The sequence below is a fragment of the Gordonia tangerina genome, from assembly GCF_021556435.1.
Taxonomy (GTDB): Bacteria; Actinomycetota; Actinomycetes; order Mycobacteriales; family Mycobacteriaceae; genus Gordonia; species Gordonia tangerina.
The window spans coordinates 41,475-53,358 of sequence record NZ_JAKGCU010000031.1; the positions used below are offsets into that span (position 1 = coordinate 41,475).

Annotated in this window: 11 protein-coding genes; 4 read left to right on the forward strand and 7 right to left on the reverse strand. The window is 66.5% G+C overall.

The window, feature by feature from the left end; translation table 11 throughout:
- Nucleotides 1–8: 8 nt before the first annotated feature.
- Nucleotides 9–1,565: a cytochrome ubiquinol oxidase subunit I gene (locus L1892_RS22130; RefSeq protein ID WP_235725934.1), complete on the reverse strand. Its 1,557-nt coding sequence runs from the start codon at nucleotides 1,563–1,565 to the stop codon at nucleotides 9–11.
- A 248-nt stretch (nucleotides 1,566–1,813) separates the two neighbouring features.
- The gene (locus L1892_RS22135) at nucleotides 1,814–2,689 is read right to left on the reverse strand and encodes an aminodeoxychorismate lyase (RefSeq protein WP_235725935.1); all 876 of its coding nucleotides are present in this window, start codon (nucleotides 2,687–2,689) and stop codon (nucleotides 1,814–1,816) included.
- Nucleotides 2,690–2,792: 103 nt separating this feature from the next.
- Here L1892_RS22135 and ygfZ point away from each other — a divergent pair, with 103 nt between their 5' ends.
- The 3 genes from ygfZ to L1892_RS22150 all read left to right on the forward strand — a co-directional run bounded on the left by ygfZ (nucleotide 2,793) and on the right by L1892_RS22150 (nucleotide 4,961).
- Nucleotides 2,793–3,968 carry a CAF17-like 4Fe-4S cluster assembly/insertion protein YgfZ gene (ygfZ, locus tag L1892_RS22140; protein WP_235725936.1) on the forward strand — a complete coding sequence of 392 codons (1,176 nt, stop codon included), beginning with the start codon at nucleotides 2,793–2,795 and terminating at the stop codon, nucleotides 3,966–3,968.
- The gene (locus tag L1892_RS22145) at nucleotides 3,965–4,615 is read left to right on the forward strand and encodes an MOSC domain-containing protein (RefSeq protein ID WP_235725937.1); all 651 of its coding nucleotides are present in this window, start codon (nucleotides 3,965–3,967) and stop codon (nucleotides 4,613–4,615) included. Before ygfZ ends, L1892_RS22145 begins: the two co-directional genes overlap by 4 nt.
- Nucleotides 4,616–4,784: 169 nt before the next feature.
- Nucleotides 4,785–4,961, forward strand: coding sequence for a DUF3073 domain-containing protein (locus tag L1892_RS22150; RefSeq protein ID WP_235725938.1), 177 nt, complete (start codon nucleotides 4,785–4,787; stop codon nucleotides 4,959–4,961).
- A 419-nt stretch (nucleotides 4,962–5,380) separates the two neighbouring features.
- On the opposite strand, the gene purM is transcribed toward L1892_RS22150, so the two are convergent.
- The 3 genes from purM to L1892_RS22165 all read right to left on the reverse strand — a co-directional run bounded on the left by purM (nucleotide 5,381) and on the right by L1892_RS22165 (nucleotide 8,830).
- Nucleotides 5,381–6,493 (reverse strand): phosphoribosylformylglycinamidine cyclo-ligase, encoded by a 1,113-nt coding sequence (gene purM / locus L1892_RS22155; RefSeq protein ID WP_235725939.1) that lies wholly within the window; start codon nucleotides 6,491–6,493, stop codon nucleotides 5,381–5,383.
- A gap of 171 nt (nucleotides 6,494–6,664) precedes the next feature.
- A complete protein-coding gene (gene purF, locus L1892_RS22160; RefSeq protein ID WP_235725940.1) occupies nucleotides 6,665–8,242 on the reverse strand; it encodes an amidophosphoribosyltransferase in 1,578 nt (525 codons plus the stop codon).
- A gap of 180 nt (nucleotides 8,243–8,422) precedes the next feature.
- Nucleotides 8,423–8,830 (reverse strand): sterol carrier family protein, encoded by a 408-nt coding sequence (locus tag L1892_RS22165; RefSeq protein WP_235725948.1) that lies wholly within the window; start codon nucleotides 8,828–8,830, stop codon nucleotides 8,423–8,425.
- 16 nt (nucleotides 8,831–8,846) lie between these two features.
- On the opposite strand from L1892_RS22165, the gene L1892_RS22170 reads away from it, so the two are divergent.
- A complete protein-coding gene (locus L1892_RS22170) occupies nucleotides 8,847–10,355 on the forward strand; it encodes a glutamate-cysteine ligase family protein (RefSeq protein WP_235725941.1) in 1,509 nt (502 codons plus the stop codon).
- Between the two features lie 31 nt (nucleotides 10,356–10,386).
- Here L1892_RS22170 and L1892_RS22175 read toward each other — a convergent pair whose 3' ends face one another.
- Together L1892_RS22175 and L1892_RS22180 are read right to left on the reverse strand one after the other, a co-directional pair.
- A complete protein-coding gene (locus L1892_RS22175) occupies nucleotides 10,387–11,466 on the reverse strand; it encodes an NAD(P)H-dependent amine dehydrogenase family protein (protein ID WP_235725942.1) in 1,080 nt (359 codons plus the stop codon).
- Nucleotides 11,463–11,687: a hypothetical protein gene (locus L1892_RS22180; RefSeq protein ID WP_235725943.1), complete on the reverse strand. Its 225-nt coding sequence runs from the start codon at nucleotides 11,685–11,687 to the stop codon at nucleotides 11,463–11,465. The genes L1892_RS22175 and L1892_RS22180 overlap by 4 nt, the downstream gene beginning before the upstream one ends.
- Between the last annotated feature and the right edge of the window lie 197 nt (nucleotides 11,688–11,884).

Below are 11,884 nucleotides of genomic sequence, written 5' to 3' on the forward strand. Positions count from 1 at the left end.
CGACCTCCTCAGTACGCGAACGAGAGTTGTTTGGGCTCATCACTATCCGACGGTTCGTCGGGCGGTACCGCGTCATAGGTGGCCGGACCCTCGATGATGTATCGGCGTTGCAGCATGAACCAGACCACGCCGAGCGCACCGTAGAGCAGGGTGAATCCGATCAGCGTGACCCACACTGTCGCCGCCACATGGTTGGACACACCGTCCTGCACCAGCATATGTATCCGCAGTGGATCGAGGTCATCTTCCCAGTTCGGCACCACCACCCACGGCTGGCGGCCCATCTCGGTGAAGATCCAGCCGGAACTGTTGGCCAGGAACGGGGTCGGGATCATCCACAGCGCGAACAACCCGAATCTGCGGGATTCCACCACCCGCTTCTTGCGGGTGAGCCACAGCGCGCCCAGCGCGAGCAGGGCCGACCCGAGCGCCCAGGTGATCATGGCGCGGAAACCCCAGTAGGTGACGAACAGATTCGGCGCGAAGTTCTGGCCCGGCATGCCGAATTGTTCCTGATACTGCACCTGCAACTCGTTGACACCCTGCACGGTGCTGTTGATGTCCCGGTTGGCCAGGAAGGACAGCATGTTCGGGATCTCGATGACCTGGGTGATGTTGTCGCAGTTGTTCTGCCGTCCGATGGCGAGCACCGAGAACGGCGCGCCGGTGGTGGTTTCGCACAGCGACTCCGCCGAGGCCATCTTCATCGGCTGCTGTTTGAACATGATCTCGGCCTGGATGTCGCCGGTGATGAACAGCGCGACACCGGAGACCATCACGACCCACAGTGCGAATCTGGTCACCGGGCGCCAGAGACGACGGGCGTCGTGTTCCAGATCTTCCGGCGTGGCGTCGATCTGGCTCGGCGAGGTGGTGGGCGGCAGATCGGCGGTCTCGCCGGCTTCAGACGCCGCTCGCAGTTTCTTCGCCCGCCACATGTTGCGAGCCATCCACCAGCAACCGATCGCCGCGACAAAAGTGCCTGCGGTCAGGAAGGCGCCGGCGATCACATGGGGGAAGGCGGCCAACGTGGTGTTGTTGGTGAGCACCGCCCAGAAGTCATTCATCGCCGGTCGGTCACGTGAGTCGTCCCAGGCGACACCGACCGGATGCTGCATCCAGGAGTTGGCGGCGATGATGAAGTAGGCGGACGCATTGACCCCGATTGCGGCAAGCCAGATGCAGGCGAGGTGTACGCGACGCGGCAGCCGGCCCCAACCGAAGATCCACAGTCCGATGAACGTGGACTCCAGGAAGAATGCGACCAGACCCTCGAACGCCAGCGGCGCACCGAAGACGTCGGCGACGAACCGGCTGTACTCGCTCCAGTTCATGCCGAACTGGAATTCCTGCACGATGCCGGTGGCGACGCCGAGGGCGAAGTTGATCAGGAACAGCTTGCCGAAGAACTTGGTGGCGCGCAGCCACTGCTCGTTGCCGGTCACATGCCAGACCGTCTGCATCACCGCGATCATCGGCGCCAGGCCGATGGTCAGGGGGACGAGAATGAAGTGATATACGGTGGTGATCCCGAATTGCCATCGGGAGACATCAAGAGCGTCCATGTCGCCTCAATCAGAGTCGGTGCATCGGGCTGCGATGCACGGGCCGGTCCGGCTGTGCGAACTCCTGACCACCGAACCACACCTACTACTACAAGACGTCGTAGTAGGTGTGTGGCCCACGCTACGCTGCGCAGAACGTCCGGCTCAAGCCCTTCGCAGTCAGATCGCACCCGGATTCAATTGTGGGATGCATCGCGTCGTTCGGCGCGCCAGAGCTCGGTCACCGCCGAAGGACCCCGATGACGACATCATTCTCGATCAACACAAATGGCACGGTCCACCAAATCGACGAAATCGTGGTGGTTCGGTGACACCGGCATGATGTAGCGATTGAGCGAGGTGACCCGCGCGGCCAGCGCGACACTGCTGATCAGCCAGACCGAGTCCGCCGCGATGAGGTCGGCGCGGCCGAGCGCGTCGGTGCGGGTGGTCCACCCTTCGGACGCCGCGGTTTCGAACACCGCTCGTTGAGTGGTGCCCGGCAGGATTCCGGCCTCCGACGGCGGGGTGGTCAGGGTGGTTCCGGTCACGGTGACGACTGTCGAGCGCGGCCCCTCGAGGACCGAGCCCTCACTACTCAGGTAAATCACGTCATCGAACCCGTTCGCAGCCGCGTAGCGTAGCGCAGCCATGTTGGTCGCATAGCTCAAGGTCTTGGCGCCCAACAGCTGCCACGGGGCGCGGTCGGCGAGGTCGGTGGAGAACCCGCGGTCCAGCGTCACCACCGAAACGCCGTCGGACCGGGCCGCGGCGACCCGGTCGGCAACCGGCCCGGCCATCAGGTAGGCCGTCGGTCCAGCGTCCGGGGCATTCTCCCGGCCGCGCGAGTAGACCAGGCGCAGCCATGCCTCGGCATCAGGGTTTGCGCGGGACCACTGCTTCTCGACGACCTCGATGGCACCGCGCCACTGCGCACGGTCGGGCGCGGGCAGCTCCATCATCGCTGCACTGCGCTCGAGCCGGTCGAGGTGCGCGCCCACCTTGCGGGTACGCCCGGAACGGATGAGCAGGGTCTCGAACACCCCGTCCCCGCGCAGCGCGGCGAGGTCGTCGGCGTGCAGGAACGGGACGTCGGGGTCATGCACCGTGCCGTCGAGGGTCACCAGGATCTGCGCAACAGCCATGGCACGAGGCTAGCTACCCACACCGAGGATTCGCGGGATCCCGTAGGCAGTGCGCCTTTCGGGCCGCCAAGATGCGAACGCGTCGACCCGTAGGATGGACGTTGTGGCCGCGTCACCAATTTTGACCAGGTACTCCGACCAGGGCGCCGTGCCCGGTCCCGATTCCGCCGACGACCTGCTCCATGTCGCCTGGCACTATGGAGATCCTCTCGGGGAGCAGCGGGCAGCGCAACGCACCGCGGTGATCGTCGACAGGTCCGATCGGGCCGTCATCGAGATCCCGGGCGCCGATCGTTTGTCCTGGCTGCACACCATCTCCAGCCAGCACGTCGCGTCGCTCGCCGACCGGCACAGCGCCGAGAACCTCTCTCTCGACCTGAACGGGCGTGTCGAGGAGCATTTCGTGCTCACCGACATCGACGGGATCACCTGGATCGACTGCGAGGGCAGCCGGGGCGCCCCGTTCACGGACTTCCTCACCAAGATGGTCTTCTGGGCCAAGGCCGAACCGGCCGCGCGCCCCGACATGGCGGTGTTGACGCTGATCGGTCCCGACATCGTCGGTGGACCCATCGCCGAGCTGCTCGAACTGACGCCCGATGCCGAGGTGTACACCGCCGGCAGCCTCCCCGAACTGCACCACGAGGACGAGCCGATCGGCTTCTGGCGGGTCATGCCCGGCCTCGGTGACGGCGGACGAGTGCCGGTGGTCGACCTCGTGGTGCCCGACCATGCGGTGCAGTCGTGGTGGGCGCAGCTCACCGACCTCGGCGTCCGGATGGCCGGTACCTGGGCTTACGACGCGATGCGCGTCGCGGCGCTGCGACCGCGGTTGGGTGTCGACACCGATGAGCGCACCATCCCGCACGAGGTCGACTGGATCGGGGGTCCGGAGGTTCATGGTGCGGTCCACCTCGACAAGGGGTGCTACCGCGGCCAGGAGACGGTCGCTCGGGTACACAACCTCGGCAAGTCGCCGCGACGCCTCGTCCTGCTTCACCTCGACGGCAGTGGCGACGAGCGGCCGGCCACCGGCGACCCGGTGACCGCGGGCGGTCGGACCGTCGGCCGGGTCGGGACGGTGGTGGATCACTTCGAATGGGGCCCGATCGCCCTCGCGCTGGTGAAGCGGTCGGTGGGACCCGACGTCGACCTCCTCGTCAACGGCGAACATCCGGTGTCCGCCCGGATCGATCCCGATTCGGTGCGCTCCGACGACCACGTGCAGGCCGGACGCGCAGCGGTCGAGCGGCTCCGCCGCGGCGGACAGAACTCGTGACCGACGCGCCACCGAGCGGCACCGTGCTGACCGTCTGTGCCGCAGGCCACGATGTGATCCTGGACAACGTCGGCGCCAGCGGAATAGACAAACGCCCGCAAACAGGCCGGATTCAGGTCACCGAACTGGGCCTGGTGACCGACCACGTCGTCGATACCAAGCACCACGGCGGGATCGACCAGGCGCTGTACGCCTACAGCGAACGCGAGGCGCAGCGGTGGGCCGAGGAACTCGACCGCGACCTCCCGCACGGGTGGTTCGGGGAGAACCTTCGCATCGACGGGCTCGAGACCACCGACGCGGTGGTCGGTGAGCGGTGGGAGATCGGCGACGACGGCCTGGTGGTGGAGACGACGATCCCGCGCACCCCGTGCCGGACCTTCGCCTCCTGGGCTGGTGAACCGAAGTGGGTGAAGCGATTCATGGCACGTGCCGACACCGGCACCTACCTGCGCATCGTGCGGCCCGGCAGTGTCGCCGCAGGGGACGTCGTGCGGGTGACATACCGACCCTCGCACGGCGTTCTGGTGCGCCACCTACTCGCCGGCACCGAGGCCGATGCCGAGGCTCTGTCGGTGTTGCTCTCCCACGACGGTCTCGCACCCAAGGTGCACCGCGAGGCCTCCCGCAAGCTCGCCCGGACCTGAATTTTTGACGCTCTGCGCAGCACATTCTGCGTCGGCGTCGGCGTGTACGGCAGGGCGATCCGCATTATCGAGACGAGCGCGCTAAACTGGGTCCCACGACAGATTCATTACCTAGAGAACGGGGCCGCCAAGTGTTTGGCCGCCCCGTCATTGTGCGAGGGGGTCCCACATGGGCCGCGGCCGGGCAAAAGCAAAGCAGACGAAGGTTGCTCGTCAGCTGAAGTACTCCACTCCCCACACCGACTTCGACAGCTTGCAGCGCGAGCTGTCCGGGTCGGACGACTCGGCGGATCGCCGGGATCCAGTGGATGAGTGGGCCGATGAGGACGAGTGGCGTAGAGCCTGACTCTCGTTCGACGTCGGCATGACCCTCATGCCTCTGCATCGTTGTCGATGCGCATCACACGAAACCACACCTGATCGGCACACTCTGGGCATTGTTGCCCGTCTTCGCCCCGGGTGTGGTTTCGTGCTGGGTCTCTGACGTGCGACCGAACCATCGCCGGACCACCTGCGGGCGGTCGGTCACGTCGCGTCCGGATACCACCAACGCCCTGTGCGCGGGACCGGTCGGCCAGGTCGCCATTGCGGCGTCTCGCCGCGTGCCCGAAATCATGTGCCGACAGATGCTGCTGCGTTCGCTGACTGGCGCCATGCGCCACCACAGCGCGTGGACCTGATGTCCCGCGCCGTTCCCGTCACAGAACAGGCGGCGCCTCCGGTCGTTCTCCCGGGCACCCCGCAGGTAGCGCCCCGCCATTCAGCTCAGAACCGGGGATGCTCCCCGGACAGCGCCACACGATGAAGGTCGGGGTTCTTCGGTTCGGCGGCGCGCTTGATGGAGCCGAGAACCCAGTTGTCCACGTGCCGAGCCGTCAGCACCGCCTGAGCCCGCTCGGTGTCCTCCGGCGCGACAACGGCGACCATGCCAACACCCATGTTGAAGGTGCGTTCCATCTCTTCCCGCGCAACCCGTCCGCGTTGAGCGATGAGCGCGAACACCGGCGCCGGGGTCCAGGTCTCCCGTTCGATCTCCGCGACGAGGCCGGCTGGGATCACCCGGGCCAGATTCTCGGCGAGCCCGCCACCGGTGACATGGGCGAACGTACGGACATCTGCCTCCGCGGCGACGGCCAGACAATCCCGGGCGTAGATCCTGGTCGGTTCCAGGAGTTCCTCGCCAAGCGAGCGGCCGAACTCCTCGACGTGGCCGGCGAGATCCATGTGCCCCCACTCCAGGAGCACCTTGCGGGCCAACGAGTAACCGTTGGAATGCAGGCCCGACGACCCCATCGCGATCACGACGTCTCCAGGCCGCACACGCTCGGGAGAGAGGATCGAATCCGCCTCGACCACACCGACGGCGGTGGCCGACAGGTCGTAGTGGTCCTCGTCCATCAGACCGGGATGCTCGGCCGTCTCGCCACCGAGCAGAGCGCAACCGGCATCGACGCAACCGTCGGCGATCCCGGCGACGATCTGCGCAACGGTCTCCGGTACGACCTTGCCCACGGCCACATAGTCCTGCAAGAACAACGGCTCGGCGCCGCACACGACGAGGTCGTCGACGCACATGGCGACGAGGTCGCGCCCGACGGTGTCGTGTTTGTTCATCGCCTGAGCGATGGCCAGTTTGGTGCCCACACCGTCGCTTGCGGCGGCCAGCACCGGCTCGCGGTAATTGCCCTTCAATGCGAAGAGACCGGAGAACCCGCCGAGACCGCCCATCACCTCCGGGCGAGAGGCCCGCTTGGCGTGCGGGGCAAAGAGTTCGACCGCGCGCTCACCGGCGTCGATGTCGACGCCCGCGGCGGCGTAGGAAAGACCATCACCACGGTCGTTGGCCGTTGCGTCGGCAGCCGAATCCCGATCGGTCATCTAGCTGAGCACCCCTTGTCGAAATCCAGGTGGTCGGATCTCCGGGCGTCGGAGCCTCCGTCGTCGTACGGTCGGCTCGCGCCTGAGGTCACCCACGAGTCCCGACGCCGAATACGCTACCCGACCCTGCGATGGCCGCGGGCAGGGTGTCGCGCCCTGATCCGAACCCGGTCAGGGCCGCATCACCGCGCTGACATTGTCGTTCGAAGCGGTCAACGGGTCGCGGCCGTCGCCGGCCGCACTGGCCAGCATCTGTTCCAGGACGGCTTTGCCCATCGAGGTCTCCTCGGGCAGTTCGATCGGATAGTCACCGTCGAAACACGCGGCACACAGGTTCTCCGCCGGCTGTTCGGTGGCGGCGATCATCTCGTCGATACCGATGTAGCCGAGCGAGTCGGCGCCGATCGCCTGCCGGACACCTTCGACCATGCCTTCTTCGGACTCCATGCCATTCGCGATGAGCTCTGCGGGCGAAGCGAAGTCGATCCCGTAGAAGCACGGCCAGCGGACCGGGCTCGAGGCGATACGGACGTGGATCTCGGCCGCCCCGGCCTCGCGCAACATCCGGATCAGCGCTCGCTGGGTGTTACCGCGCACGATCGAGTCGTCGACGACGACGAGGCGCTTGCCCCGGATGACTTCCTTCAAAGGGTTGAGTTTGAGGCGGATACCGAGCTGGCGGATCGTCTGCGACGGCTGGATGAACGTACGTCCGACGTAGGCGTTCTTCATCAGCCCCTGTCCGTAGGGGATACCAGATTCCTGGGCGTATCCGACTGCGGCGGGAGTGCCCGACTCCGGGACGGGGATCACCAGATCGCCCTCGGCCGGGAACTCACGGGCGAGCCGCCGACCGATCTCCACCCGGGTGGAGTGCACGGAACGCCCGTGGATGACGCTGTCCGGCCGGGCGAGGTAGACGTACTCGAAGACGCAGCCGCGTGGCGTGGGCTCGGCGAACCGCGAGCTGCGCACCCCGTCGGCGTCGATCGCGAGCAGTTCGCCGGGCTCGATGTCGCGCACGTAGGAGGCACCGACGATGTCGAGCGCCGCGGTCTCCGACGCGACCACCCAGCCGCGATCGAGGCGTCCCAGGCACAGCGGTCGCACGCCGTGCGGATCACGCGCCGCATACAGCGTGTGCTCGTCCATGAAGGTGAGACAGAACGCACCCTTGAGATGCGGCAGCAGTTCCATCGCCGCCTGCTCCACACTGCTGTCGGCGGCACCATGCGCGAGCAGGGCGCCGACCAGGTCGGAGTCCGACGTCGCGGCCGTGCTCATCACGCCCAGCCCGCGGGCGCGGCTCGCCAGGTCGGCGGTGTTGACCAGGTTTCCGTTGTGTCCCAGCGCGACGCCGGTGCCAGCAGCGGTGGTGCGGAAGATCGGTTGCGAGTTCTCCCAGGTCGTGGAGCCGGTGGTGGAATATCGGCAATGCCCGATCGCCACGTGCCCCACCATCGCGCCGAGAGTCTGCTCGTCGAAGACCTGACTGACCAGTCCGAGGTCTTTGAAGACGAGCACCTGAGAGCCGTCGCCGACGGCGATTCCGGCGGCCTCCTGACCACGATGTTGCAACGCGTACAGGCCGTAATACGAGAGCTTGGCGACATCCTCACCCGGCGCCCACACCCCGAACACGCCACACTCTTCACGCGGCTCGTTCTCGGGCTCCTCGGAGATCTGGGGCGCACCGCAGGTACGCACCGGCGCGAGCAGGTTCTTGCTGGTGATCGACAAGTCGGTCATTCGAGGTGCGCTCCCTGGGGCTCTACAGATCACGGCGGTACAACACGTTGACGGGGCGAGATGTCGGCGGATTGGGAGATACCGCGAGTTTACCGGTCGGTAGTCGGCCCGTGCGAATCAAGCAGCGGTGCGCCGCGGCGGGAAATTCCGCGGTGTGAGGCATCGCACTGTCTCCGGACACTAGACCTGCCGGTCGAGCGGGACGATGGGCAACAGGTCCACGATGGCCGGCGCCCGGTGACCCGACGCGCTGAGCCGCCCCGCGCCGACGGCATCGTCGTAGCCGGCGAGCCCGGTCGCCAGCAACAGCCAGGTCCGGGCATCCGTCTCGACCACGTTGGGCGGTGTCCCCCGGGTGTGGCGGGGACCTTCGATGCATTGCACGGCCACAAACGGCGGCACCCGGACCTCGACGGAGTTGCCCGGAGCGAGCTGGGCCAGGGTACGGACGCTGAGGCGCACTGCAGCAGCCAGTTCGCTGCGTGTCGGTTCGGGGGCGGCGTCGTCGAGCAACCAGGGCGCCACGGCCAGCACCGCTGCACGCACGGCGACCGGATCGATCGGTTTGCGCGCTGCCACGCCGACCATCATGCACCATTGACCCATGGGCACCGATGTGGCCGAACGCGAGTTCACCGGCGACGACCGGGTGCGGTTCCGCAGGCAGGTCAGCCGCGGAACCGAGGCCATCGCCCGCATGCTCGCCGACGGCCTGTTCACCGATCAGGGCCGTCCGCCCGAGCCGCTGCTCGGCATGGAGGTGGAGCTCAACCTGGTCGATGAGGACATGAACCCGGCGATGGCCAATGCGACGGTGCTCGACGCGATCGCCGATCCCGACTATCAGACCGAGCTCGGCCAGTTCAACATCGAGATCAACGTCTCCCCCCGCCCATTCGTCACCGACGACACGATCTCGCTCGAGCAGGCGCTGCGCACGTCGCTCAACCGCGCCGAGGAGCGCGCGTCGCGCACCGACAACCACCTCGTCATGATCGGCATGCTGCCGACGCTGACGCACGAGCACTTCGCGCATCAGTGGATCTCGGCGAACCCGCGTTACGACCTGCTGAACCGGCAGATCTTCGCAGCCCGCGGTGAGGACATCGAGATCGACATCGCGGGCGTGCCGCTGAGTGAACGGCACGCAGGCGAACGGCTGCGCACCACCACCGACTCGATCCTGCCCGAGGCCGCGTGCACGTCACTGCAATTGCATCTTCGGGTGGCACCGGAGGACTTCGCCGCCTATTGGAACGCCGCACAATCGATCGCCGGTGTGCAGGTGGCGCTGGCGGGCAACGCCCCCTTTCTCGCCGGGACCGCGTTATGGCACGAGAGTCGTATCCCGGTTTTCGAACAGGCCACTGACACCCGCCCGCTGGAGTTGAAGAATCAGGGCGTGCGCCCACGAGTGTGGTTCGGTGAACGATGGATCAACACCATCTTCGATCTGTTCGAGGAGAACACTCGCTACTTCCCCGCCCTGCTGCCGGTGTGCAGCGACGTCGATCCCATCGATGAGATCGACGCCGGCCGCATCCCCGCACTCGACGAACTACGCTTGCACAACGGCACCGTGTACCGCTGGAACCGGCCCGTCTACGACGTCGTCGACGACCGCGCACACCTGCGCGTGGAGAACCGGGTGCTGCCCGCGGGCCCGACCGTCGTCGACACCATGGCCAATGCCGCGTTCTACTACGGACTCGTGCGTGGCCTCGTCGAATCCGACCGGCCACTGTGGTCACAGATGTCGTTCAACGCGGCTGCGGAGAACCTGCAGTCGGGTGCTCGCGGAGGTATGGAGGCACAACTGTATTGGCCGAACGTCGGGTGGGTTCGCCCCGACGAACTGACGCTGCGACGCTTGATCGACGTCGCCGACACCGGTTTACGCGCGTACGGGGTGTCAGGCAAGGCCCGTTCGCGGTACCTGTCGGTGATCGAGGGCCGCGCCATCACCCATCAGACCGGTTCGGCATGGCAACGCAGGGCGGTCCTGGCACGCGAGGATGCCGGCGAGGACCGAGCGCGAGCACTGCGGGGGATGTTGCGGGACTACGTCACCCAGATGCACGAAGGGGAACCGGTGCACACCTGGTCGGTGTAGACGCGAGTGCACGCACAGTTCTACTCGGCGCTCACCTCCCCGCCACGAGCCCCCGACCACTCACCGGCGGAAGGTCCAGCGCGGTCACCAGCCCGGGCTTCGCATCCACAACCGCAGCAACCGAATTGACCAGCCGCATTGCCGTGACGATCATGCCGGACACGTTGTGGTCGCCGTTCTCGCCGTGGTGGGTGAACTCGACCTGCATCTGCGGTTCACCCGAGATCAGGATGCGGTAGCAGCCGTCGCCCTGAGCCGGGGTGGGCCAATCCGGACATTGCTCTGGATGGGTGCGCGTGAAATGTTCGAGAACCACCCGGTCGACGCCGTTCACCTGTCCGACGACCTCGAAATGCAGTGCCGCCATGGCCCCCTCGGGAATGTCGACCGACACCGTGGAGTAGTCGCGGTCGGCTGCGACCCGGTCGAATCGCTCCACGAGCGGTTCGTCGAGTGTCAGGTCGAGGCCGGCGGCGATCTGGCGCACCACGCTGCCCCACCCCATCGCGAGCACCCCCGGGTAGAGCAGCATCGGCATCTCGTCCATCGACTGGCCGAACCCGAAGATGGTCTTCATGACCACGGGTTGGTAGTAGGTGGAGTAGTCGGCGATCTCCAGGCAGCGCACCTCGTCGATCCGCTGGGACAGGCTCGTCATCGACAGTGGCAGCATGTCGTTGGCGAAACCCGGGTCGATGCCGTTGACGTGCAGACTCGCGTTGCCACTGCGCCCGGCCGCCGCGATCCGATCGATCAGGTCCTGATCGAGGATGCCCTGCGGGAATTGCAGGAGAACCGGTCCGCTGGACACGACATTGATACCGGACTCGATGAAGAAGATGAGGTCGTCGATCGCCTCGAAGATGCGGTCGTCGGTCATCGCGGTGTGCACGATGCAGTCGGGCTTCAGCGCGATGAGCGCATCCCGATCGTTGGTCGCGGCGACGCCCAGCTCGCGTCCGAGGCCGGCGAGGTCCCCGGCGTCGCGACCGACCTTGGCCGGATCGGACACCCACACGCCGATCAGTTCCAGGTCCGGCCGGGCGTCGATCCCGGCGATGGCGTGCCTGCCCACGGTTCCGGTCGACCACTCGACCACGCGAAGAGTCATACACTCAAACTAGAACACGTTTCACTTTTCGGTGGCGGGTTCGGCGAAACGGCGGCCCGACGGCGTAGCCACCAGCCGGTGATGGTCGCGACGATGAGCGCCATGCACATACCCGCCCCGGCGAAGGAAGTCACCAGAACTACTGTCGATGTGTCCTCGTCGACAAACGGGCCGGGCACGAAGGTCGCCACCAGGCCGACCGACCAGGCAGCCACATTCACCGGTATCCACCCCACCGCGTGCGGCATCACCTCGCGGAGCACCAGGAATTGCGGCTCTCCTGACGCATCCGTGGGTTGGTTGAGCGCGCCTGAAACGTGAGCACGCCGTTCCCTGTCTAGGTTTCTGAGCTGTCTAGGACCAGGAACCAGTGAGCGGAGAACGGCGTGCAGAACGCCACCTTATGGCGAGCCCTGTT

Excerpts from the sequence above, each read along its gene's own strand:
- L1892_RS22150 (WP_235725938.1), top strand. The coding sequence starts at position 4,785 with ATGGGCCGCGGCCGGGCAAAAGCAAAGCAGACGAAGGTTGCTCGTCAG.
- L1892_RS22130 (WP_235725934.1), bottom strand. The coding sequence starts at position 1,565 with ATGGACGCTCTTGATGTCTCCCGATGGCAATTCGGGATCACCACCGTA.
- L1892_RS22175 (WP_235725942.1), bottom strand. The coding sequence starts at position 11,466 with ATGACTCTTCGCGTGGTCGAGTGGTCGACCGGAACCGTGGGCAGGCAC.
- L1892_RS22170 (WP_235725941.1), top strand. The coding sequence starts at position 8,847 with ATGGGCACCGATGTGGCCGAACGCGAGTTCACCGGCGACGACCGGGTG.
- purF (WP_235725940.1), bottom strand. The coding sequence starts at position 8,242 with ATGACCGACTTGTCGATCACCAGCAAGAACCTGCTCGCGCCGGTGCGT.
- L1892_RS22165 (WP_235725948.1), bottom strand. The coding sequence starts at position 8,830 with ATGGTCGGCGTGGCAGCGCGCAAACCGATCGATCCGGTCGCCGTGCGT.
- purM (WP_235725939.1), bottom strand. The coding sequence starts at position 6,493 with ATGACCGATCGGGATTCGGCTGCCGACGCAACGGCCAACGACCGTGGT.
- L1892_RS22135 (WP_235725935.1), bottom strand. The coding sequence starts at position 2,689 with ATGGCTGTTGCGCAGATCCTGGTGACCCTCGACGGCACGGTGCATGAC.